The organism is Mediterraneibacter sp. HA8405, from assembly GCF_056148955.1.
Genome location: NZ_CM148758.1, coordinates 1,512,240 through 1,533,583, shown reverse-complemented (window position 1 = coordinate 1,533,583; position 21,344 = coordinate 1,512,240). Strand labels below are relative to the sequence as shown.

Here is a 21,344-nt window from a genome sequence, read left to right as displayed (position 1 = left end):
CGTCTATATCTGAGATGTCATTTTATAGCCTTCTGCTCTTCTGCCGCTGTGTTTTTCCGAGTAGAGGAAGCATTTTACCGTCCGCTCTCCGAATACATAGCTGTCCGGTGTTTCCTCCCTGCAGCAGTCCATGGCGTAGGGACAGTTTTCTGCAAAAGGACAGCCCCTCTGCGCTCCGCTGTCTCTGCCCGGCAGCTCCGTACTTTTCTCCCGGAAAGAGATTCCTTTTCTCCGTCCTGCCCGCAGAGGATCCGGGGCCGGCATGGACAGGAGAAGCTGCTTCGTATAGGGATGCCAGGGATCGGTGCAGACCGATCTGGTTCTTCCTGTCTCCACCAGTTCTCCCCGGAAGAGGACGCCCATTCTGCCGCTGATCCTGGCGACTGCTTTCATATCATGGGAGATAAACAGACAGGTCAGGGCCTGCTCTCTCTGCAGAGTTCCAAACAGTTCCAGCAGTCCGTCCCGGGTGGAGGCGTCCAGGGAGGAAAAAGCCTCGTCACAGATCAGAAGCTCCGGATCACAGACCAGAGCCCGGGCAATGCCGGCCCTCTGCCGCTCTCCGCCGGATAATTCCCGGGGATACCGGTTCCGGACCGTTTCCCTGAGACCGGAAAGCCGCAGGGTATCCTCTGCTTTCTGTCTGCGCAGCCGGGGATCCGGCACGGTTTTCCGGATGGCTTCCTCCAGAGCCTGCCCCACCGTCAGACAGGGGTTCAGAGCCCCATAGGGATCCTGAAATACCATCTGCGCTCTTGTTTTGCTTCTGTCATCTATCATTCCGCTGTCGGGTTTTAAAATTCCGCTTAAGATCCGGGCGAGGGTAGTCTTTCCGCTGCCGCTCTCTCCCACCAGGGCAAATGTTTCGCCTTTGTACAGTTCAAAAGAAAGATCCCGGATGCCTTCTTTCGTATGATATTCTTTCGTCAGGTGCTCCGTCCGAAGCAGAATTTCCTTCGCCGCCTTTTCTTTCTCTGTCCGGAAATGCATTTTCCCGGCGTTTTTGATCAGCTGTTTTGTATATTCCTGCTCCGGGGAGTAGAAAATCTCCTCCGCCGTGCCGGACTCCACAACCTGTCCTTTCTCCATCACATATACGCGGCTGCACAGAGAGGCGATCACGCCCAGATCATGACTGACCAGAAGAAGCGCTGTTTTCGTCTCCCGGACCACTTTCCGCAGCAGCCCCAGAATCTGCGCCTGCACTGCCCCGTCCAGGGCGGTGGTGGGCTCGTCTGCAATAATCAGCCGGGGATCACAGGCAAGGGCAATGGCGATTACCACTCGCTGCTGCATGCCGCCGGACAGCTCAAAAGGATACTGCTTCATCCGAAGCGCCGGATTACGGATTCCCACCAGATCCAGAAGTTCCAGAGCCCTTTTGACCGCCTCTTTCCTGGTGCATTTTCTCCGGTTTCTCACTGTCTCGGCGATCTGTTTTCCGATTTTCACAGAAGGATTGAGGCAGTTCTGGGAATCCTGAAAAATCATGGCAATATTGTGCCCCGGAACGGGAATCTCCCCGTCCAGGGACAGATTTTCATATTCCACTTCCGCATTTTCCGCAGAAATTCCCATAATCGCCCGCACTGCCGTACTTTTCCCGCAGCCGGACCGGCCCACCAGCCCGGTGATCTCCCCCTCTTCCATCGAAAGAGAAAGACCGCTGACGGCGTCAAAACTTCCTTTTTCCGTATGATATTGTGCGTTCAGATTCTGTACATTCAGCACGTTCATTTGCTTTCTCTTCCTTCCGTCATCATCCCGGCAGGCCGGCTTTTATCAGCAATAATATTATCCCAATGGTACAGCGTCCGGTTTCCCCCGGCGCTTCCGGTCTGATTTTCCAGCACGGAGCCGACCGCATTCAGACACAGAAGCATGACACAGAGCACCACAAGGGGACAGGCCATCTGCCAGGGATAGAGTACCATCTGGCTTCTGGCCTCCTGGATAATGGTTCCCAGACTGGCCGCCGGAGCCGCGATTCCCACTCCCAGAAAACTGAGAAAAGACTCTGTAAAAATCGCCTGGGGGATAAGGAAAATCAGATTGACCCGAATGGGCCCTGCCGCATTGGGCAGCAGATGGCGGAACAGAATACGCATGGAGGACAGGCCTTCCATTTTCGCCGCACAGGCATAATCCGTCTCCTTCAGTCGCAGGATCTCTCCCCGCACAATCCGCGCCATATCGACCCAGCCAGCCACGCACAGTCCCAGAATAATACTTCCCGGACCCGAGCCTGCAGCCAGCATAATCAGGATGACATAGATCATGGAAGGGATGGAAGAGATGATATCACCGATCCGCATCAGCACCATATCCGCTGCTCCTCCCAGCCATCCGGAAAACGCGCCAACAAGAATTCCCAGTATTCCGTTGATCAGCGCGCTGGATATGCCCACAAGCAGGCTGATTCCCGCACCGTACCACACCCGGGCAAATAGATCCCGCCCGAACCGGTCCGTCCCGAACCAGTGGGTCAGGGAAAAGGCCTGATTCCGGATGTCCCCGTTCTGTTCTGAATAGGAAAAGGGCCAGAAAAGAGGCACCAGCACCGCCAGCAGCACCCATACGCCCAGAATGATTCCATACACAAGGAGCTTTCTCCGGTCTTTCCGCGAGAGCCGGGAACCGCCGTGTGCTCCGGCTTTTCTATGTTCTTTTTTTTCCTGATTCTGTGAGGCAGTTTCTCTGCCTCTGAAGTGAAAAATGAAGTTTCCCAAACTGCCGCCTCCTTCTGTCCGCTCTTTCAGCCCGGAGCTTTCTCTCCGCATTTTCTTCTGAAAATCTTTTCTGCTGTTTCCCGGGTTCCTCCGGTCTCCGTCACTGCTCTGTCAGGTTTCACCGGAAACAGCTCTCCGCGTCCGGGGATCCAGCCACGCGCACAGAAGATCTGTCAGCAGATTTGCCAGGATCACCACAGCTCCCATAAACACAGTCAGTCCCAGGATCAGGGTGTAGTCCCTGTTTGTGATGGAATTTACAAATTCCCGTCCCAGCCCCGGAATATTAAAGATACTCTCCACCGCAAAACTTCCGGTAAGCAGATAAGCCATAGCCGGTCCCAGATAACGCAGAACCGGAAGGTACGCATTTTTCAAAGCGTGGGTAAACACGGTACGGCTCCGGCTCAGCCCCTTCATCCGGGCAAAGACCACATATTCTTTCCGGAGTTCCGTCTCCAGAGAATTTCCGGTCAGCCGGCAGATCACTGCGGCGGGATACAGAGCCAGAGCCACGGTAGGAAGCACATAGTGGGCCGGTGTCAGAAGACCGGATACCGGAAGCACCTTCAGTTTCATGCTGAATACATACAGGAGAAGAAAGGCTGCGGCAAATCCGGGAATGCCTGCCGCAAGCATTTCTCCTGCGGAAATCACGCTTTTCACCGCTCTGCGCTTTGTAACCGCCCGGAGGATTCCCAGCCCGGTTCCCGTGATTACCGCCGTCAGAAGCGCCGCGATTCCCACCGACGCGGTCAGCGGCCAGGTCCGCCCGATAATTTCCGCCACGCCGGTTCCCGGCTCCGTGTAGGAAATGCCCAGATCTCCCTGCAGCAGATTGCCCATGTAGGAGAAATACTGGGAAATCAGCGGTTCACTCAGCCCGTACTCCTTCTCAAGGGCGTCTACCACCTGCTGGGAAACCGCTCCGCTCTGGAACGGACTGCCCGGCATAAAATGAATGAGAAAGAAGGTCGCCGTAGCCAGTACAAAAAGGGAGAGAATCCCTGTCACGATTCGTTTTCCTGTATAGCGGAGCATTTCTCCTCACCTGCCTTTCTCATTCGAATATGGATATAAACCGGCGCTGTCTCATACAGAAAATCAGACAGCCGGAAGCCGCTTCTTTATTCTTTGCCTATTCTGCAATATCCGCCAACTGAAAGGGAATCACTTTTTCCAGATCAGAAAGACTCATCTCCACCTGGTATCCGATTTTTCCTCCGCTGAATATGATCCGCTCACAGTCTGCGGCGGACTGGTCTATGGTTGTCACAAACTGCTTTTTCATTCCGATTGGGGAACATCCTCCGTGAATATACCCGGTCAGCGGGAGCAGTTCTTTGGACTTGATCATCTCAATACTTTTCTCTCCTACAGCGCGGGCCGCTTTTTTCAGATCCAGTTCCTTTTTCACCGGAACGACAAACACATAGTTTGCTTTTGACTTGCCCACGGTAACCAGCGTCTTAAACACCATGTCCGGATCCTGATTCAGCGCCTGGGCCACCTCCACGCCGCTGATGGCTCCGGTACTCTCATAATTGTGGCTGATATAGGTAATCTTCTTCTGATCCAGTATGCGCATTACATTGGTTTTATCCTTGTTTTTACTCATTCTCCGTCCTGTCCTTTCCTGCTTTTTTCAGACCCTCATACATTTTGGAGGAAACCGGAAGATCCAGCCCCAGTTTCTTTCCTTCGTGAACAATATATCCGCTGAAGGTCTCTGTCTCCGCCGTCCTGCCTGCCCGGATATCCCTCTGCAGGGAACTGGTGGCATTTCCGGCCAGTTCCTTATAAAATCTGTGGATAATGGCGTCAACATGTTCCTGAGTTACCGCCACTCCTTTTGCAAGCGCTACCTGCCATGCTTCGTTTACAAGAGCCTCATATTCCGCTGCCTTCCGGGGATCCCTTCTCAGTTCTCCGATGGTATTGTCGTAATATGCCGTCGCCACATTGTAGGCACAGTTCAGAATATACTTGCGCCAGATTTCCACTTCAATCTCGTCCGACACCTGATGGTCAATATCCGCCGCTCTCAGAATCGCCGAGACTTCCCCGATCTTCGCCTTTTCTAATGCGTCTGCGTCCGTGATCCCGATCCGCAGATTCGCGAAATCTCCCTGCTGGGTAACAGAATAATCCTCATTTGCAAAAGAGACAATATAGATCAGAGAGTCCACCACTGTGCCTCTGCTGATCAGAGAACGGATTCTGTCACCGGGATCCACCCCGTTCATTACAGGAATAATTACCGTATCCTCTGTTACCGCATGATCCATCTCCCGGCACACATCCTCCAGGGAATAATTTTTTACACAGACAAAAATGTAATCCTGCTCTGTCATGCCGGAAATCTCTGTCACCGTCTCGGGATGCACCGTGATTTCCCCTTTGTATTCGCTGTGAAGCACCAGGCCGTTCCCAAGAATCGCCTCTTTTCTGGCTCCTCTTGCCGCCAGAGTAAGATGGGGACACACCCGGCCCAGCATCCCGGCCAGAAAACCGCCTACGCCACCGGCGCCTACAACAGCGATCTTCTTCTCTGTCAGATCTGTTTTATATGCCTGATTTTCTCTCTTTTCCAACTGTCGTCACCTTCCTTCTGCCCTGTGTTTACCAAACCGGCAGTTCTCTGATTTTACAGAGAATCTCTCTGCCCGCCTGCCACTCGTCCTCCGCTGCCAGGGCGGCAAAGCCCCGGCCGTTTCCGGCCTGCCAGTCATAAAAGCCATGCTCCCCTTCCGCCAGTCTGTGCAGGGCGGCCATAATCGTTCCGCCGTGAACCACAAAGGCGATACTTTTTTTCTTTTCTGCAACGCCCTTATGCAGCCATCTGCGGACCCCTTCCGCACAGCGGCTCCGGAATGTTTCCTGATCTTCTCCTTCCGGAAAAGCCAGAGTGCCTCCGCTCTCAAGCCATGCGATATAGGCCGGATCGTCTTTCAGCTCCTCATAGGTCTTTCCCTCAAATCTGCCGAAATCACACTCCCTGAGTTCCGGTTCCGTTACAATCTTCTGTCTCGGATAAATCAGTTCCGCCGTCTGTACACAGCGTTTCATGGGACTTGCCACAATCATCTCTGCCGGCGGATAAAAAGAGGCGTATTCCCCGTCTGTTTCCTTCTGATTTTTCAGATACATTTCTCTTTTCTTACGAAAGGAAGTTACCGCCCTGTGAGACAGGGTTTCGTCCGTCCTTCCGATATACTGCTTCTTTTCATTTCCCGGCGTGGGCAGATGCCGGATAAAAATCACTTCCATAGGAAACCTCCTGCCAGGACAAAGGCTGCCAGCATTCCCAGTTCGCAGAGCTGGAGGAAATACCCGGCCAGATCTCCCGTCATCCCCCCGAACTGCTTTTTACACAGGCGGTAATAGTAAAGAAAAATCACAGCCGCGGCCGCCAGCATTGCTGCTCCCTGAGCCGGAGACAGAAGGCACATCAGAATTCCGGCCAGAGCCGCCCATATAAAAAGCACAATCCGGACTCTGGTCTTGTGGGCGCTGTCCTGAAATGTCCGGAGAAGTCCGCTGTTTTTCGCCGCCGGAAAGGTCACCACCGAGATCCCGCTCAGCGCCCTGGACAGCACATACATACAGGAGGCTGCCGCCAGAGTGTTCCGGCAGTTTCCGCTGCCCGGCACTTCGCTCCACAGAGCAAATGTAATGAGAAACCAGCAGCACAGACCGATCACGGCAAAGGCCCCGGTGTGGGGATCTTTCAGAATCTCCAGCTTTTTCTCCTTACTTCCCCAGGAGGCAAGGGCGTCCGTAGTGTCGGCAAATCCGTCCAGATGAATCCCTCCCGTCACAAAAACGGGAATCAATGTCATCACGGCGGAAAAAAGGACGGCTCCGCAGTCGGTTAATCCGAGAAGTTCCGCCGCGGCCAGATACTGCAGAATCCCCACAGCCACGCCGACGACCGGGAAAAAGCACATCGCGTACTTCATATTTTCTTCCTTCCACTCCACTGCCGGGACCGGAATTTTCGAGTACATGGACAGGGCCACTGCCAGTGATTTTACCAGATGCATTTACTTCAACTCCTCATATTGCTGTACATGGATCTCATCAAAGGTGCTCATCTTCCGGTACACTTCCAGTCCCATTTCCAGAAGGGGAAGGACTGCCACCGCTCCGCTTCCTTCACCCAGAGACATATTGCACTCAAGAAAAGGCGAAAGCCCCAGGGCTTCCAGCACCAGTCCTCCGGCAGGTTCTCCCGAACGGTGGGAGGGCAGCATGTAGTCTGACGCATCCGGCGCCAGACGGGCCGCGCAGAGAGCCGCCACAGACGAGATAAAGCCGTCGATTACCACAGGAATCCGGCAGATGGCCCCGCCTAAGAATACTCCTGCCAGACCTGCAATGTCCAGGCCGCCGACCTTTGCCAGCACATCCAGAGGGTCCTCCGGATCCGGCCGGTTCAGACTTACAGCCTGCCGGATCACCTGAATTTTCCTTGTAAGCCCCACTGTGCTCAGACCGGCTCCCCGTCCTGTCACCGTCTCCGGATCACAGCCGAGAAGAACCGACGCCAGGGCACTGCTGGTAGTAGTATTCCCGATTCCCATTTCTCCGGTGGCAATCAGATCATATCCCTTATCCGCTAGCTCTTCCACAATACGGATACCTGTAAGAACCGCGCGCGCTGCCTGCTCCCTGGTCATGGCAGGATCCCGGGCCATGTTGCCGGTACCCCGGGCGATCTTGTACTCTGCCCTGGTCAGGCCGGGGACGTCCGAGGCAATGCCGATATCCACGGGAAACAGATCCGCTCCCGTCACCTGTGCCATCATACACACACTGGCAGCGCCCCGGGTAAAGTTCTCCGCAACAATCGCCGTAACTTCCTGCCCCGTCTGGGTCACTCCCTCGGCCACCACGCCATTATCCGCGCACATGATCACAAGGGCTTTCTTATCAATGCCAAAATCCACCCTGCTCTTCATCCCCGCCATCCGGATCACCGCGTCTTCCAGCTTTCCCAGACTGTGAAGCGGCTTGGCCACCGTCCGCCATCTCTCCTTAGCCATTTCCATATAATACCCGTCCGCCGGGCTGATTTTTCTCAATTGTTCCTGCAATTCCATATTTTTCTCCCAAAGGGGACGGACCCCTTTACCTCAAGTTGTCTGACTATTCCAGCCAAAGGGGTCCGTCCCCTTTGGCTGAAGTTTTCTGATAATTTCTGCATTTTTCCACAAATCGCTCTGCGAATTCCCTGCATGAGGGCAGGTACAGATGGGGGAATCCTGCGAAGAGATTTTTTTCTGCGTGAATGCAGTTCCAGCTCCGTTTTCCGTCCGGCTTGGCAGCTGTGCAGCTGCTGCCGTTATCTGTGCTGTCCCAGTAGTGGAACTCGTGTCCCCTGATTTTTTCTCCCGGCGCCAGCCAGCCGTCTGCCGCTGTGTCCGGTCCCCCACCATGATTCCGTCCGATCTCCACATAACCGAACCGGGACAGCCGGCCTGTGGGGAAAGCTTTTCCTCTGATGATCCCTGCCATGGGCCATTCTCTGCCGTTTTCATCCTGCAGGGTTTCATGCAGATACAAAAAGCCGCCGCACTCGGCCAGACAGGGAACGCCTTTCTCTATGGCCTGGCGGATGGAATCGCTCATACTGCGGTTAGAAGACAGCTCTCCGGCATACAGTTCCGGATAACCGCCGCCCAGAATGATACCGTCCGCTTCGGGAAGCTGCCTGTCTGAAAGGGGACTGAAAAATACCAGACAGCATCCCAGTTCTTTCAGAAGCTCCAGATTGTCTTTGTAGTAAAAACAGAAGGCCCGGTCCCGTGCCACGGCAATACAGGGACCGTCCGGACACTTTCTGCTCTCCGGGCCGTCACAGCCGCCGCATCTGTCCGTCCGCTCCCCCTCCTGCATCACCGCACTTTCGGCAATCTGCAGGATCTGATCCAGATCCACTGTCTCAGACAGAATATCTCCCGCTTTTCTGATCTGCTCTTTTAATCCGTCTGTCTCTTCCGGCGTCACAAGTCCCAGATGCCGGCTTTCAAAAGAGAAGGCCGGATCCCGTGGAATATATCCGAGTACAGGAATCGGATGTCTCATGCTTTTCAGCTCCCGCTCCAGCATCTCTTTCAGCCGGGGATAAAGTCCTGCCGAAACCTGATTTAACAGAATTCCCTGTATCCCGCTGTCCCTTCTGTACTCCGCCATTCCTTTTATCACTGCGGCCAGGCTGAGCGCCGCACCCCTGCCGGAGACAACAAGGAGCACCGGAAGCTTCAGCGTCCGGGCCACATGATAGGAACTGGCCTTCGCCGAGTCCAGAGACATGCCGTCATAATATCCCATCACGCCTTCCGTAATCACAAGATCTGCCCCTTCTCCGTGGCGGGCATATATTTTCTCAAGGATATCTTCGTCCGAGAAAAACAGATCCAGATTTTCCGAATCCACCCCCAGCACCTCCCGGTGAAACATGGGATCAATATAGTCCGGACCGCATTTGCAGGCCTTCACTGCAAGCCCCTTTTTCTGGAAGGCCGCCATAAGGGCGCAGGAAACTGCTGTTTTTCCGCTGCCGCTGGCAGGCGCTGCCAGAAGAATACCCGGAACGCCTTTGTTCCTCCCGGCAGAAGATCCCTTCGCTGCATCATTCTGAACCACTTCCCTCTGCTTCTCCATCTGAACATCCTCTCTTTTCCACGCCGGCGTACCCGGCTTATAATCCGCCCCGGTCCTGATCGGAGTCTGTCTCCTGCTCTGTCCCGCCGGCCGAGACGATATACACCGGATTCAGTCCCGTCATCATATGATATCCGGCCAGCTCTCTGGACCGGGATACACACAGCTGGGTGATCTCCATATGGGGCAGAAGCCCTTCCTGTCCGGCATCCATCACTTCCTTTATGGTTTCCATGGAAATGGCATTGATCACAATACGGACCCGGGGATTCTTCCGGATAACGGCTTTCAGGATTTCCTGCAGCCTGCCGCCGCTGCCGCCGATAAATACATGGGTGGGCGGTTCCAGATCATCCAGTGCTTCCGGCGCCTGCCCCTCGATAATGCGGATGCCGTCAGCCCGGAACTTTCTCCGGTTCTGCGCAAGCAGCTCCAGAGCCTGGGGATTCTTTTCCACCGCGTACACCCGGATCCGGTCGCTGCAGCGGGCGGCTTCCACAGACACGGAACCGGTCCCGGCTCCTATGTCGTAGACAACCGCATCCCCGGTCAGATTCAGACGGGCCAGACTGACCGCCCGCATTTCCTCTTTGGTCATGGGAACCTTTCCCCGGATAAACGCGTCGTCCCGGATGTGGGGCTCTCCCCGGTTTTCCGGCCGGGGGTTTTCGATCAGCGCCGTACACAGGCCTTCCACATCTTTATCACTCAGTTCTGAAGGCCTGCCGGAAATGATCTTTTCATCCGGATAGGACAGCCTGCTGCCCGCCCGGACTGTCACATCATCCAGCCCGTATTCCCGCAGTTTCTGAAGCATCCGGCTGCCGGTATCCTTCCCGCCCAGCAGAAGAAATGTCCTGGCGCTGCGGGAAACGGTCTGAATAAAGTTTTCCTCCCGCCCGTGAAGGCTCACTATAGAGGCGTCCTCCCAGGCAGTCTGAAGCCGGGCCGCCAGATAACACACCGAGCTGATCCCGGGTATCACTTCCACGTCATACAGACCGGGGAATTCCGCCAGGCGCTGTGCCAGCTTCCCGGCCCCGCTGTAAAATCCCGTATCTCCGGAAAAAAGTACGCCGATACGCTGCCGCTTCTTCTGTTCCTGTATCAGAGAAACAATCTCCTCCGTCACATATGCCTCCGCATATTCCGGCTCTTCCGCGGTCCCGGATTCGCCCGGTTTGTCCGGATTCTGCCGGATTTTTCTCATCTTCCGGAAGGTCTCCAGCATCCGCCGGGCGCCGATCAGATAATCGCAGCGCTCCAGCGCCGCTTTTGCCTGGCCGGTCAGGGACGCTGCCGTTCCCATTCCGATTCCCACAAGAAAGATTTTCTGTTTTTCTGTCTGCTGATTTCTGTTCTCACACATCTTTATATCCTCTGGGCGTAACCATCCGCCCGTTCAGCTCCACAGTCTGTGCGTTTCCGATAAATACAGTAGAAAACATATCGGTCCGGGCGTCTTTCAGCTGATCCAGCGTAAGGATCTGTACCGCCTCTCCTTCTCTTCCGATATTTTTCGCAATTCCGCATACATTGTTCCCTTTCCGGTATTCCAGTACAATGCGGCAGGCCCGGTTCAGATAGTCCGCCCGCTTCTTACTGGATGGATTGTAAAGGCAGATCACAAAATCCGCAGCGGCCGCCGCCCGGAGACGCTTTTCAATGGTCTCCCAGGGAGTCAGCAGATCACTGAGACTGATGACCGCGAAATCATGCATAAGAGGCGCGCCCAGAAGAGCCGCTCCGGCTGACGCGGCAGTCAGTCCGGGGACAATCTCGATTTCCGTTTCCGGATACTCCTTCCCGATCTCGCAGATCAGCCCGGCCATGCCGTAAATGCCTGCGTCCCCGCTGCAGACGAGAGCCACATCCTGTCCTTTTTCCGCCTCTTCAAATGCCATCCGGCAGCGGTCCGCTTCCCTGCGCATGGGAGTCGTTATGAATACCTTTCCCGGAAACAGATCCCGGATCAGGTCAATGTATACGGTATAGCCGATAATCACCGGGCAGTGCTCCAGCACTTTTCTGGCCCGGATGGTCATCTGATCTTCTGCTCCCGGTCCCAGACCTGTCACATAAATTTTATTCATCGGTTCCTCCTTCTTCCGTCCCTGTTCCGGCCGGTTTCTGCTGTTCTTCTGTCCCCTGCCGGAATTCTGTGGTAAAGGAGGGATCGTACAGTTTTGACCGTTCATATTCCCCCTCCAGCACTTCTCCCACAACAATCAGCGCAGTCTTCCGGACGCCTTCCGCCCGGGCAGTTTCCGCCAGAGTCTCCACCGTACATCTGAGCACCTTCTCCTCCGGCCAGGTGGCCTTGTACACGACCGCCGCAGGGGTCTCCGGCGGATATCCGCCTTTGATCAGTTCTTCTGAGAGCTCCGGAAGCATTCCGGCGCTTAAGAAGATCACCATGGTCGCCCGGTGTGCCGCAAAGCTTCGGATAGACTCCCGCTCAGGCACCGGCGTTCTTCCCGCCATGCGGGTGATCACCACAGACTGAGACACGCCGGGAAGCGTATACTCCGCGCCAAGGGCTGCGGCAGCTCCGCAGAATGAGCTGACTCCCGGGCACACTTCATAGGCAATGCCCTGTTCATACAGACAGTCCATCTGTTCCTTTATGGCTCCGTACAGACAGGGGTCGCCTGTGTGGAGACGGACGACCTGAAGCCCCTGTGCCTCACCCTTCTCCATTACATCCAGCACTTCTTCCAGTGTCATTTCTGCGCTGTTGTAAACTCTGCAGGATTCCCGGCACAGAGAAAGAAGCTTAGGATTCACAAGGGAACCGGCGTAAACCACCACATCTGCCTCCTGCAGAAGCCGCTGTCCCCGCAGGGTAATCAGATCCGCCGCTCCCGGGCCTGCTCCGACAAATGTAATCATGGTCTGTTCCTCCTTTTCTTTTCCCCGCTCTTATCTGACCGGTCCTTCACTACCAGAAGGGAATAGTACCCGGCCTGATCCGGTATTTCTTCCCTGCTCCGGAAAATCCGCTCTCCCTCCATGCCACAGTTTTCCACCATCTTTGCTTCCAGTTCCTTTTCCCGGAGGAGGGCTTTCACCTGTCCCATCTTCCTTCCTGCCTTCATCAGCACTTTCGTTCCCGGAAGCTCCAGCCCCTCTTCAATATCATAGGACGCCGGAAGAATATGAAGTTCTTCCCGGTTCTCCGCCAGAGAACAGTCCAGCCGGGCGGCAGCCGCACAAAAGGAAGTCACTCCCGGAACAAGGGCCGTTTCATACCCCATCCGTTTCAGCCGTTTGTGCACATACATGCAGGTAGAATAAACAGAAGGGTCGCCCAGGGTGAGAAATACCACATCCCTGTTCTGATCCAGCAGCTCTGCCACCTGGCCCACGTCAAGATCATGAACCGCTTTCAGTCGCTCCCTGTCTTTGATCATAGGCATGGGGAGAAACAGCACCTCTTTCTGCTCCGTCTCCGGACACGCCTTCCGGGCAGTCTGGTATGCCACGCAACCCTCCAGATATCTGCTGTACCGGCCTTTTTCCGGACAGCTGTCCCGTACCGGCTCCTGAAGTTCCGGATCGGATACGGGAACCGCAATCACACTGCTCTCCCGGATCACACGGAGCGCCTTGCATGTAATCAGTTCCGGATCACCCGGACCTACCCCTGCCCCTGTAAATTTTCCACTCATATCTGTGTCTCTCCTTCTGTAATCTTCTGAAGCAGCTGCCCGGCTCCGGACGTCTCTGCCCGGATCTGGTCTTCTGCAGAAAACATAACTGCCTCAACCTCCAGTTCTCCGCCTGCGCGCTGCCTGAGATAAAATTCTATCCGCTCCATCACTGTCCGGAGAACCGGCTGCAGAAGCCCTTCCCCGCGGAGAACAGCCGCAGCCTCGGAAGTATTGATGCAGTTCATAATCCGCTCCACGGTCTTCTGCCCTGCGCCTGCCAGCGCCGCGTGAGAGGCAAACACCTCCATCCGGCAGTCAGCCTGTCTGGAATGCGTATTCATGACGCCGGCCGCCAGCTTGATAAATTTGCCCATATGCCCCACAAGAAGGATTCCCTTCATTCCCAGAATCTTTCCGAAGTCAATGGCCTCTCCCACATAATTGCTGCACTTCACGCACAGCCGGGGATCAGCCGAAAGCTCCTCCTGCAGGAAATCGCTGCCGTAGTTTCCCGGCGTTACAAAGCACCTGAGAGAACCGCTCTCCCGGATCATTTTCATTTCCAGATAAATGGTATCCGTCAGAGCTTTTTCACTCATGGGTTCCACAATTCCTGTCGTGCCCAGAATAGAAAGACCGCCTTCAATTCCCAGCCGGGGGTTAAAGGTCTTCTTTGCAGTCTCCTCTCCTCCGGGAACGGAAACCGTCACCTTTATATTTCCGCTGTATCCGTATTTCTCACACATTTCCAGAACACCGTCCCGGATCATCCGGCGGGGCACCTGATTGATGGCCGCCTGCCCGATCTCCTGCTCCAGTCCCGGCCTGGTCACACGGCCCACTCCGGGCCCGCCTTCAATCACAATCCGGGGGCCCGCCGGACCAGCCCCGCCGGTTTTCTCCACCCGGACAAAAACAAGCAGACCGTCAGTCACATCCGGATCGTCTCCGCTGTACTTCCGGACCGCGCATTCTGCATACGTATCCTTCCGGGTAATCTCTTCAAGATCCAGATACAGCCTGATCCCTTTCGGCGTCATCAGCCGGATCTGACGGATCTCCTCCCGGCCCAGAAGCATCCGGGCCGCCGCCTTCGCCGCCCCGGCCGCACAGCTCCCGGTCGTATATCCCAGCCGCAGACCGGAACGGGTTGTCCCGATATCGTGATTCATCTCTCTTACGCCTGCTCCTCTTCTGTCTCAAGCTCTCCCAGCATCTGCGCGGGATTATCCGCTGCCTTCACTTTCCCGAAAGCCCGGACGATTACACCGTTCTCATCAATCAGATATGTGGTACGGACAACGCCCATTGTCTTCCTGCCGTACATATTTTTCTCTTTCCACACATCATAGGCCTGAATACAGGACAGTTCCGGATCGGAAAGAAGGGTGAAGGGAAGGTCGTATTTCTCTTCAAATTTTTTGTGGGATGCCACGCTGTCCTTACTCACCCCGATAACAACCGCGCCTTTCTCTGTAAACTGAGGATAGAGCTCCCCGAACCCGCAGGCCTGCTTTGTGCATCCCGGCGTGTTGTCCTTCGGATAAAAATACAGGATTACTTTCTTTCCCCTGTATTCCTCCAGTGTGTGCATGGTTCCGTTCTGATCCGGCAGTTCAAATGCCGGCGCTTTTGTTCCGATTTCCAGCATAATTGTCTCCTCCTTCTTTTTCCAGGCAGGCGGACATCTTAAAATCCGCGCTGCTCTTTTTTGTACCGGCGACGAGCCAACGTCCGGGCCTGCCCGAGACCCTGGCGACCGCTTACAATCCCGGAATGTGCCTTTTGGCACTTACGGTGATTCACCTTCCCGGCTTTTTATATTCATCCTTCAGCCGCTTCTTCAATATGCTCCAGAAAGATTTTCCGGATTCCTTCCAGTTCTCCCAGACCTTTCAGAATCACCCGGACCTCATAGCCTTCTTCTTCCAGCCTGCTTTTCCACGAATCTTCCTCTCCCGCCATATCATTTTTGGCATGATCGCCGGCCACAAGCATAAAGGGCATAAGCACCGCCTTTTTCTTTCCGGAGATTTCAAGTCTTGCCATGACATTGTTAAGCTCCGGGAAACTTTCCACCGTTCCCACCAGAACCTGTGTATACCCCAGGGCGTGGAAGGTATACTCCAGCGTGGGATACGCAGAGTTGGCGTGGTGGTCTGTACCGTGTCCCATCAGAACAAGCATCTCGTCCGGATCCAGCTCTGTCTCTGTCATTACTGCGTGAACCGATTTTTTATAATCATCCACAGTACTCAGAAGAGGCTTTCCCGCGCGGATCTGCCGGAACAGTCCCATGTGTTCCATCAGACTTTCCATCATAGCGTCATTTTCAATCCCGTTAATAATATGAGTGGGCTGGACGATTACTTCCTCCACACCGTCTGCCGCCATACGTTCCAGCGCCTCTCCCACTGTATCTACTGCAAGACCGGCTGTCCGCTTCAACTTACGGATAATAACAGAACTTGTAAAGGCCCGGTATACGCCGGCCCGGGGAAACTTTTCCGCCGCTTCCCGCTCAATCACCGCAATCGTCTTTTCCAGTGTATCCAGATGGCTTGTACCGAAACTTACGATCAGAATTCCTTTTTTCATACCGCCTGACTCCCTTCTCTGTCTGAACGCAGCCGTCCGCAAAGCCCAGACTGCTGCGTCTGAAAATTTCTTATGAAAGCATTTCTGCCAGTTCATCCATGCTCCCGGGGATCTGACCTCCGGAAAGCACTCCCTTATCTTTAAGTTTCTCATAGATCCGCAGGACTGCAGGACGCTCAAGACCTGCTTTTTTCAGCGCATTTTCGTCTTCGCACACTTCCCGGGGCGTACCCTGGCAAATCACCTTTCCTTCATGCATCAGCACGATCTCGTCCGCCCATGCCCAGGCATAGTCAATGTCGTGAAGAGCCATCAGCACGGTGATCCCCTGCTCCGTCAGCCCCCGGATCAGCTCATGGACTTTCTTCGTATGGGCTGCGTCAAGAGCGGAGGCCGGTTCATCCAGAATCATAACCTGCGGATGCATAACCAGAATATCGGCAATGGCCACCTGTTTTTTCTGTCCGCCGCTCAGAGCGTGGGCCGGCCGGTCCTGAAACGGTGTGATCTTCAGCTCACGGATCACTTTCTCTACCTCCCGCCGGGCAGTCTCTTCCTCCACGCCCAGATTCAGGATCCCGAAAGAGATCTCCTGAAAGACACTGGCGGAAAACAGCTGGTTGTCCGGTTCCTGGAATACGATTCCCACCTTTTTTCTCACATCCAGCAGGCCTTTTCTTGTATAGGAGACAGGTTCTCCGTCAATCAGCACTCTGCCCTCATCCGGCCGGAGGATTCCGTTCAGACACAGAAAAAATGTGGACTTTCCGGAACCGTTGCCTCCCATAAAGGCCACTTTCCTGCCCCGCCCGATCCGGACGCTCAGTCCGTCCAGTGCCTTTCTGTCATTTTCTTCATAAGAATAGGACAGGTTTTCCGCCTCGATCACCCAGTCTTCTGTATGGTTCATATCACTCTACTCCCTATTGTAACAGCCAGCAGTATAATTTCAAATACCGCAATATAACATATTTCTTTTCTGCTCACCGGCTGCTCCTCTGAAAGCACCCGGATAGTTCCGTCATAGCACCGGGACTCCATTGCGTCATACAGGGCGTTCGCTCTTCGGAAAGCCCGGATAAAAAGGGCACAGCCCATACTGCCGAAGGCCCGCACCTTTGTCCGGTAATTCCGGTTTCCCAGACGGGATTTCTGAGCAGTCGTTATGGCAGACGCGGTTTCCAGAAGTACGAAAATAAACCGGTAGATCAGCAGCATCAGCTCAATCAGCAGAGCCGGAACATGCAGTTTCCTTAAAACTTCCAGTATGTCCGTCATTGTCGTATTCAGCGACAGAAAATACAGACAGCTGACCGCTGAAAGCGCCACCGCCCACAGCAGCGCGCCGTCCGTTACAGAATCTCTGCTTCCGGTAATATACCAGTCTCCGACCGGAAACGCAAAGGCGTCCAGGGGCGTCTTTGAAATATTTACAATCACCGCCGCGCTTCCCAGAATCAGAAAAGCCAGAGGCACCATAAGAAGTCTGATATAACGGGAAAGGGGAATCCCCCCTTTCCTCACCGTCAGTATGCCGTTTGCCGCAAATGCAGCGGCCGCCGCTGCAGGGGAGCGGCCCGCGACGCAGATCACAAGTGTAACCACGGTATACAGAAACTTCTCCGACGCATTCACATATCTGAGCCGGGAGCGGTAGCACAGCTTGTCAATTACAATCATACTGCAGTACCGCTGCCCTCTCTGCACGTGCTTCCGGCCGCTGTCTCCTCACCGTGCGGCAGAAGTTTTCTTCCGGCTGTGTTTTGGGGCGTATTATCTGGTTCCTCTTTCATCCACTTCTTCCGTTCCACAAAACGGCCCATAAAAAATGCAATGACGCCCACGCCGATTCCGGTCTGCACACAGAAAATCAGACTTTCCACCTCGCCGGGCAGTTCTCCTCCCAGCGCGGTTTCCAGAACCGGAGTAAACCAGGGTTCATATTCTCTGTTTATTTCAGCTGCCATCTCGCTTCCCGCATTATCTGAGCCGCCAAACTTTGCGCCTTTTAAGACAAACAGCGGCACAACTGCAATGAAAATGGCTGAGGCTAGCAGAATCAGTACGGTTTTCGTATTTTTGCTCATCTTACCGCGCCTCCTTCTCTTTGAAAAACCCAATGCTCTTTAATTCAGGCTTTGCATATGTCTCCAGCCCGATCACAATCACCACAGTCAGAATTCCCTCAATAACAGCCAGCGGAAGCTGCGTGGGCGCGAACACGCCAAGAAACTTCACCACAGAAGCCCCCACGCCGCCTGCCTCAGACGGATAGGCCAGGGCAAGCTGAATGCTGGTTACACAATAGGTAAACAGGTCTCCCAGAAACGCTGCCAGAAAGATTCCCACTCTTCTGTTTATCTTTATCTTCTGACAGAGTCTGTAGATTCCGAAAGACACCAGCGGCCCTGCTATGGCCATGGAAAATGTATTGGCCCCCAGTGTGGTCAGCCCTCCGTGTGCCAGAAGCACTGCCTGGAAAATCAGTACAATAATTCCCAGTATACTGACAGAGGCCGGGCCGAACAGAACCGCTCCCAGACCGGTTCCTGTCATATGGGAACAGCTTCCTGTTACAGACGGAATCTTCAGAGAAGAAATCACAAAGATAAACGCTCCCGACATGGCAATCAGCGTCAGATTTCTCCGGTTTTCCTTTACTTTGTTTTTCAGGGAAAAGAAGCCCGCAATCAGAAACGGCAGGCAGATAAGTCCCCATGCCACGCAGTATCCTGCAGGCAGGTACCCCTCCATGATGTGCATCGCATTGGATGCAGGCGCGACGGCAAACACTGCGGCAAGCGCAATGGATGCCTTGAGTAAGTATTTTTCTTTTTTCGGCATTTTTCTCTCCTTTTTGATCATAATCCCGTAATCTCTCCCGGGTCCTTTGAAAGTGAATATTCTGGCTCAGGCATCATCACAGATGTTCCGCCTTCCCACAGGCTGCCGCCCGCAGTGACCTCTGTGCCGTCGTCCTCCTCTTCTGTATACTGTCAGAAAACATAATGGCGTGCTGCCGCTATGCTCTCTGCACGCATTCAGGCGTGGCGCAGAATGGAACATTGCTCCTCCAATACAGCAACGGGTATTGCGCGGGATTCTCACCCGACTTCCTCGTATCTTTTCAGATAACTGATCTTTCAAATATGCCAGACCCGGCATTCGTACAGCTTCCGGCCCGGCGGCCGTTATTTTCAGAAATGCTGTACCGTATCCTAATATTCGATCCCTTTCCGGGCCTGAACGCCCCGGTCAAAAGGATGTCTGATCTTGCGGATTTCCGACACGTAATCTGCCAGCTCCACAAGACGCGGATCCGGATTCCGCCCGGTCAGGACGACCTCCAGCCCTTCCGGTTTCTCTTTCAGGAAACAAAGCGCCTCTTCCTGCGGAATCAGGCCGTAGTTATAAGCAGCCATAAATTCGTCCACCACAAGCACATCATAAGAGCCGCCGGATATCAGCTGCATTGTCTCTTTCCACAGCTTCCGGTACATCTCTTCTGCCTCCTTTTTTTCCTCAGCATTCAGTGAGGAATAGAAACCATATGATTTTTCCAGGTGAAGAACTTCTATTTCAGGAATCTTATCCAGAACCTTAAGTTCTCCGGAATTTTCATTTTTCAGGAAACGCGTAAAAAGAATCCGTTTCCCCCAGCCTGCTGACCTGACGGCAAGCCCTGCTGCGGCTGATGTCTTGCCCTTGCCGTTTCCGCAGTAAATATGAATCAGACCGGAATCCATAAACATTGCTCCCTCCTGTAAAATCCTACTCATTTTAACACATCGCTTTTCCATTAACAAGCCTGAGAGCTGTCTCTGCAGACCATCTCTTAAAAACCGGCGCTTCCGCTCTGGTCTTTTCTGGTGTTTTATGCTATTCTGTCTGGGAACAACCGGACGAATTTATTTATGGAGGAAACAGAATATGAAATTTACATTTGCACACAACAATCTGAATGTATATGATCTGGAAAAATCACTGGACTTTTACAAAAAAGCTCTCGGACTTGAAGTTGTCCGCACAAAAGACGCCTCTGACGGAAGCTTTAAGCTGGTATACCTGGGAGACGGCACAACGCCCCATCAGCTGGAGCTTACCTGGATGCGGGATATGGACCGCCCCTATAATCTGGGAGATAATGAAATCCATCTGGCTTTCCATGTGGATGATTTTGACGCGGCTCACGCAAAGCATCAGGAGATGGGATGCATCTGCTTTGAGAATCCGAAAATGGGAATCTATTTTATCGCGGATCCGGACGGTTACTGGCTGGAAATTGTTCCGGGAAAATAATTCCGATATAGGATAGAATTTCATATATTAATAATACTTTCAGAAATATTTGTAACAAGAAAAGCCCTGCGGAATTCCCGCAGGGCTTGTTTGTTTTTTTAATATGGATAACGAACGTAAACCATTCCGGACTGTACCGGCCCGATCTTTACAACATCACCGGTGTGCGGCGCGTGAATCATCTGTCCATTTCCTATGTAGATACCGCAGTGAGTAGCACTGGTACAGACATCACCCGGCTGTGGATTGCTGACTCTCGGCCATCCAAGGAACGTATATGTGGTTCCGATTCTTGAGTAACTTCCTGTCAGACAGTAACCGACAAATCCGGAACAGTCAAACGTGCTCGGTCCTGTTGCGCCCCATACGTAAGGGCATCCCATTTTTCCGTAAGCCCGATCCACGACTGTATTTCCGGTGGACACACTGTAACTTGGAGCTGAAGAGCTTCCGCCTGTATTCGTTGTCGTGCTTCCGCCGCCTGTATTCTGTGCTGCCTGAGCTGCTGCCTGACGGGCTGCTTCCGCCTGCCGGGCCGCCTCTTCTTCTGCTTCCGCCCTCTGCGCTGCTTCCTGAATCATTTCATCCAGATTTGATATGTCGTCTTTCTTATCATTAATCGTCTCGTTCAGTTTTTTCTGCTGAACTTCATTCTCGGCTTCCAGTTCCTCCAGATTCGCTCTCTCTGTCTCCAGTGTATCCTGAAGATCCTCAATCTCTTTCACAGTATTTGCATACTCATCAAGCTGATCCCTGTCATATTCATGCACCTGCTGGGAATACTCAGCCTGTGACAGTATACTGGAAATATCTCCGGATGTCATAACCTTTTCCATTGTGGCCGTTCCGCTGCTGGATTCATACATATATTTGATTCTCAGCTTCATGGCCTCATACTGTTCGTCTTTCTTTGCTTCCGCAACCTTCAGGTCTTCTTCTGCCTGGATGATTTCTTCACCTTTTGCAATCAGATCCAGCTCCAGCTGATTTGCCTTTGAAATCAGATCATTCAGCTCTGTTTGCAGATCGTCCAGTTCATCCTGTGCAGCTTCCTTCTGTTCCTTCAGCTGTGCCTCTTCCTCTCTGGCCGAACTCGGCTCTGCAAATACAGGTGTAACGACCATAGAGCAGACCAGAGCGGATGCGATCAGCATGTTATGTACTCTTCTTAATCTCATCTTTTCACCTTTCCTTATAATATTATCTATATCCCCACACATATGCATAATACAACATCAAATACTGTTTTTCAACATTATTTCCCAAAAAGGCATATCCGCAGGGTAACGCAAATTATCTTCTGTATAATACGTAATAAATTATAATAAAGATCCGGCAAAATATCAATACTTTTTTAACATTTCCGTAATATTTCTCGATTCGGAGCTGAACTGAT

22 protein-coding genes, 1 pseudogene and 1 riboswitch are annotated in these 21,344 nt (G+C 53.4%); of the genes and pseudogenes, 1 reads left to right on the top strand and 22 read right to left on the bottom strand.

Translation table 11 applies throughout. From position 1 onward, the window contains the following. Positions 1 to 3 precede the first annotated feature (3 nt). The 21 genes and pseudogenes from AC0QUU_RS07235 to AC0QUU_RS07135 all read right to left on the bottom strand — a co-directional run bounded on the left by AC0QUU_RS07235 (position 4) and on the right by AC0QUU_RS07135 (position 19,395). Positions 4 to 1,737, bottom strand: a complete 1,734-nt coding sequence (locus AC0QUU_RS07235; protein ID WP_474545457.1) for an ABC transporter ATP-binding protein — start codon at positions 1,735 to 1,737, stop codon at positions 4 to 6. Beyond that, a complete protein-coding gene (locus tag AC0QUU_RS07230; RefSeq protein WP_474545456.1) occupies positions 1,734 to 2,729 on the bottom strand; it encodes an ABC transporter permease in 996 nt (331 codons plus the stop codon). The genes AC0QUU_RS07235 and AC0QUU_RS07230 overlap by 4 nt, the downstream gene beginning before the upstream one ends. 111 nt (positions 2,730 to 2,840) lie before the next feature. Beyond that, positions 2,841 to 3,770 carry an ABC transporter permease gene (locus AC0QUU_RS07225; protein WP_474545455.1) on the bottom strand — a complete coding sequence of 310 codons (930 nt, stop codon included), beginning with the start codon at positions 3,768 to 3,770 and terminating at the stop codon, positions 2,841 to 2,843. A 97-nt stretch (positions 3,771 to 3,867) separates the two neighbouring features. Next, positions 3,868 to 4,347 carry a Cys-tRNA(Pro) deacylase gene (gene ybaK, locus AC0QUU_RS07220; RefSeq protein WP_474545454.1) on the bottom strand — a complete coding sequence of 160 codons (480 nt, stop codon included), beginning with the start codon at positions 4,345 to 4,347 and terminating at the stop codon, positions 3,868 to 3,870. Continuing rightward, positions 4,340 to 5,323, bottom strand: coding sequence for a ketopantoate reductase family protein (locus tag AC0QUU_RS07215; protein WP_474545453.1), 984 nt, complete (start codon positions 5,321 to 5,323; stop codon positions 4,340 to 4,342). Before AC0QUU_RS07215 ends, ybaK begins: the two co-directional genes overlap by 8 nt. 28 nt (positions 5,324 to 5,351) lie before the next feature. Next, a complete protein-coding gene (locus AC0QUU_RS07210) occupies positions 5,352 to 5,999 on the bottom strand; it encodes a histidine phosphatase family protein (protein ID WP_474545452.1) in 648 nt (215 codons plus the stop codon). Then, a complete protein-coding gene (cobS, locus tag AC0QUU_RS07205; protein WP_474545451.1) occupies positions 5,990 to 6,775 on the bottom strand; it encodes an adenosylcobinamide-GDP ribazoletransferase in 786 nt (261 codons plus the stop codon). Before cobS ends, AC0QUU_RS07210 begins: the two co-directional genes overlap by 10 nt. Next, on the bottom strand, positions 6,776 to 7,834 hold the full coding sequence (gene cobT / locus AC0QUU_RS07200) for a nicotinate-nucleotide--dimethylbenzimidazole phosphoribosyltransferase (RefSeq protein ID WP_474545450.1): 1,059 nt from the start codon (positions 7,832 to 7,834) through the stop codon (positions 6,776 to 6,778). Between the two features lie 46 nt (positions 7,835 to 7,880). Beyond that, complete coding sequence (locus AC0QUU_RS07195) at positions 7,881 to 9,398, bottom strand: cobyrinate a,c-diamide synthase (protein ID WP_474545449.1); 1,518 nt, start codon at positions 9,396 to 9,398, stop codon at positions 7,881 to 7,883. Positions 9,399 to 9,435: 37 nt separating this feature from the next. Then, the gene (cbiE, locus tag AC0QUU_RS07190) at positions 9,436 to 10,767 is read right to left on the bottom strand and encodes a precorrin-6y C5,15-methyltransferase (decarboxylating) subunit CbiE (protein ID WP_474545448.1); all 1,332 of its coding nucleotides are present in this window, start codon (positions 10,765 to 10,767) and stop codon (positions 9,436 to 9,438) included. Next, complete coding sequence (cobJ, locus tag AC0QUU_RS07185; protein WP_474545447.1) at positions 10,760 to 11,491, bottom strand: precorrin-3B C(17)-methyltransferase; 732 nt, start codon at positions 11,489 to 11,491, stop codon at positions 10,760 to 10,762. Before cobJ ends, cbiE begins: the two co-directional genes overlap by 8 nt. After that, positions 11,484 to 12,290 carry a precorrin-4 C(11)-methyltransferase gene (gene cobM, locus AC0QUU_RS07180; RefSeq protein WP_474545446.1) on the bottom strand — a complete coding sequence of 269 codons (807 nt, stop codon included), beginning with the start codon at positions 12,288 to 12,290 and terminating at the stop codon, positions 11,484 to 11,486. The genes cobJ and cobM overlap by 8 nt, the downstream gene beginning before the upstream one ends. Beyond that, positions 12,287 to 13,069 carry a precorrin-2 C(20)-methyltransferase gene (cobI, locus tag AC0QUU_RS07175; protein WP_474545445.1) on the bottom strand — a complete coding sequence of 261 codons (783 nt, stop codon included), beginning with the start codon at positions 13,067 to 13,069 and terminating at the stop codon, positions 12,287 to 12,289. The genes cobM and cobI overlap by 4 nt, the downstream gene beginning before the upstream one ends. Next, positions 13,066 to 14,223 carry a cobalt-precorrin-5B (C(1))-methyltransferase CbiD gene (gene cbiD / locus AC0QUU_RS07170; protein WP_474545444.1) on the bottom strand — a complete coding sequence of 386 codons (1,158 nt, stop codon included), beginning with the start codon at positions 14,221 to 14,223 and terminating at the stop codon, positions 13,066 to 13,068. The genes cobI and cbiD overlap by 4 nt, the downstream gene beginning before the upstream one ends. Positions 14,224 to 14,228: 5 nt before the next feature. Beyond that, the gene (bcp, locus tag AC0QUU_RS07165) at positions 14,229 to 14,702 is read right to left on the bottom strand and encodes a thioredoxin-dependent thiol peroxidase (protein WP_474545443.1); all 474 of its coding nucleotides are present in this window, start codon (positions 14,700 to 14,702) and stop codon (positions 14,229 to 14,231) included. A gap of 173 nt (positions 14,703 to 14,875) precedes the next feature. Beyond that, positions 14,876 to 15,649 (bottom strand): sirohydrochlorin cobaltochelatase, encoded by a 774-nt coding sequence (locus tag AC0QUU_RS07160; protein WP_474545442.1) that lies wholly within the window; start codon positions 15,647 to 15,649, stop codon positions 14,876 to 14,878. 70 nt (positions 15,650 to 15,719) lie between these two features. After that, positions 15,720 to 16,559, bottom strand: coding sequence for an energy-coupling factor ABC transporter ATP-binding protein (locus AC0QUU_RS07155; RefSeq protein ID WP_474545441.1), 840 nt, complete (start codon positions 16,557 to 16,559; stop codon positions 15,720 to 15,722). Further along, positions 16,556 to 17,329: a cobalt ECF transporter T component CbiQ gene (gene cbiQ, locus AC0QUU_RS07150; protein ID WP_474545440.1), complete on the bottom strand. Its 774-nt coding sequence runs from the start codon at positions 17,327 to 17,329 to the stop codon at positions 16,556 to 16,558. The genes AC0QUU_RS07155 and cbiQ overlap by 4 nt, the downstream gene beginning before the upstream one ends. Positions 17,330 to 17,430: 101 nt before the next feature. Next, positions 17,431 to 17,736: pseudogene (locus AC0QUU_RS07145) on the bottom strand (energy-coupling factor ABC transporter substrate-binding protein); the annotation flags it as partial. A gap of 1 nt (position 17,737) precedes the next feature. Continuing rightward, complete coding sequence (locus AC0QUU_RS07140) at positions 17,738 to 18,493, bottom strand: energy-coupling factor ABC transporter permease (RefSeq protein WP_474545439.1); 756 nt, start codon at positions 18,491 to 18,493, stop codon at positions 17,738 to 17,740. Between the two features lie 34 nt (positions 18,494 to 18,527). Further along, positions 18,528 to 18,809, bottom strand: a riboswitch (cobalamin riboswitch). Positions 18,810 to 18,867: 58 nt separating this feature from the next. Further along, positions 18,868 to 19,395, bottom strand: coding sequence for a cob(I)yrinic acid a,c-diamide adenosyltransferase (locus tag AC0QUU_RS07135; protein WP_474545535.1), 528 nt, complete (start codon positions 19,393 to 19,395; stop codon positions 18,868 to 18,870). A 184-nt stretch (positions 19,396 to 19,579) separates the two neighbouring features. Between AC0QUU_RS07135 and AC0QUU_RS07130 the strand changes: the two genes are divergently transcribed. Further along, complete coding sequence (locus AC0QUU_RS07130; protein WP_474545438.1) at positions 19,580 to 19,948, top strand: VOC family protein; 369 nt, start codon at positions 19,580 to 19,582, stop codon at positions 19,946 to 19,948. Between the two features lie 98 nt (positions 19,949 to 20,046). Here AC0QUU_RS07130 and AC0QUU_RS07125 read toward each other — a convergent pair whose 3' ends face one another. Beyond that, on the bottom strand, positions 20,047 to 21,126 hold the full coding sequence (locus AC0QUU_RS07125) for a C40 family peptidase (protein WP_474545437.1): 1,080 nt from the start codon (positions 21,124 to 21,126) through the stop codon (positions 20,047 to 20,049). Positions 21,127 to 21,344 lie beyond the last annotated feature (218 nt).

What these genes read in the sequence shown, in the direction of transcription:
- AC0QUU_RS07235 (WP_474545457.1), bottom strand. Translation starts at nt 1,737, where the DNA reads ATGAACGTGCTGAATGTACAGAATCTGAACGCACAATATCATACGGAA.
- AC0QUU_RS07225 (WP_474545455.1), bottom strand. Translation starts at nt 3,770, where the DNA reads ATGCTCCGCTATACAGGAAAACGAATCGTGACAGGGATTCTCTCCCTT.
- ybaK (WP_474545454.1), bottom strand. Translation starts at nt 4,347, where the DNA reads ATGAGTAAAAACAAGGATAAAACCAATGTAATGCGCATACTGGATCAG.
- AC0QUU_RS07210 (WP_474545452.1), bottom strand. Translation starts at nt 5,999, where the DNA reads ATGGAAGTGATTTTTATCCGGCATCTGCCCACGCCGGGAAATGAAAAG.
- cobS (WP_474545451.1), bottom strand. Translation starts at nt 6,775, where the DNA reads ATGCATCTGGTAAAATCACTGGCAGTGGCCCTGTCCATGTACTCGAAA.
- cobT (WP_474545450.1), bottom strand. Translation starts at nt 7,834, where the DNA reads ATGGAATTGCAGGAACAATTGAGAAAAATCAGCCCGGCGGACGGGTAT.
- AC0QUU_RS07195 (WP_474545449.1), bottom strand. Translation starts at nt 9,398, where the DNA reads ATGGAGAAGCAGAGGGAAGTGGTTCAGAATGATGCAGCGAAGGGATCT.
- cbiE (WP_474545448.1), bottom strand. Translation starts at nt 10,767, where the DNA reads ATGTGTGAGAACAGAAATCAGCAGACAGAAAAACAGAAAATCTTTCTT.
- cobJ (WP_474545447.1), bottom strand. Translation starts at nt 11,491, where the DNA reads ATGAATAAAATTTATGTGACAGGTCTGGGACCGGGAGCAGAAGATCAG.
- cobM (WP_474545446.1), bottom strand. Translation starts at nt 12,290, where the DNA reads ATGATTACATTTGTCGGAGCAGGCCCGGGAGCGGCGGATCTGATTACC.
- cobI (WP_474545445.1), bottom strand. Translation starts at nt 13,069, where the DNA reads ATGAGTGGAAAATTTACAGGGGCAGGGGTAGGTCCGGGTGATCCGGAA.
- cbiD (WP_474545444.1), bottom strand. Translation starts at nt 14,223, where the DNA reads ATGAATCACGATATCGGGACAACCCGTTCCGGTCTGCGGCTGGGATAT.
- bcp (WP_474545443.1), bottom strand. Translation starts at nt 14,702, where the DNA reads ATGCTGGAAATCGGAACAAAAGCGCCGGCATTTGAACTGCCGGATCAG.
- AC0QUU_RS07160 (WP_474545442.1), bottom strand. Translation starts at nt 15,649, where the DNA reads ATGAAAAAAGGAATTCTGATCGTAAGTTTCGGTACAAGCCATCTGGAT.
- AC0QUU_RS07155 (WP_474545441.1), bottom strand. Translation starts at nt 16,559, where the DNA reads ATGAACCATACAGAAGACTGGGTGATCGAGGCGGAAAACCTGTCCTAT.
- cbiQ (WP_474545440.1), bottom strand. Translation starts at nt 17,329, where the DNA reads ATGATTGTAATTGACAAGCTGTGCTACCGCTCCCGGCTCAGATATGTG.
- AC0QUU_RS07140 (WP_474545439.1), bottom strand. Translation starts at nt 18,493, where the DNA reads ATGCCGAAAAAAGAAAAATACTTACTCAAGGCATCCATTGCGCTTGCC.
- AC0QUU_RS07135 (WP_474545535.1), bottom strand. Translation starts at nt 19,395, where the DNA reads ATGGATTCCGGTCTGATTCATATTTACTGCGGAAACGGCAAGGGCAAG.
- AC0QUU_RS07130 (WP_474545438.1), top strand. Translation starts at nt 19,580, where the DNA reads ATGAAATTTACATTTGCACACAACAATCTGAATGTATATGATCTGGAA.
- AC0QUU_RS07125 (WP_474545437.1), bottom strand. Translation starts at nt 21,126, where the DNA reads ATGAGATTAAGAAGAGTACATAACATGCTGATCGCATCCGCTCTGGTC.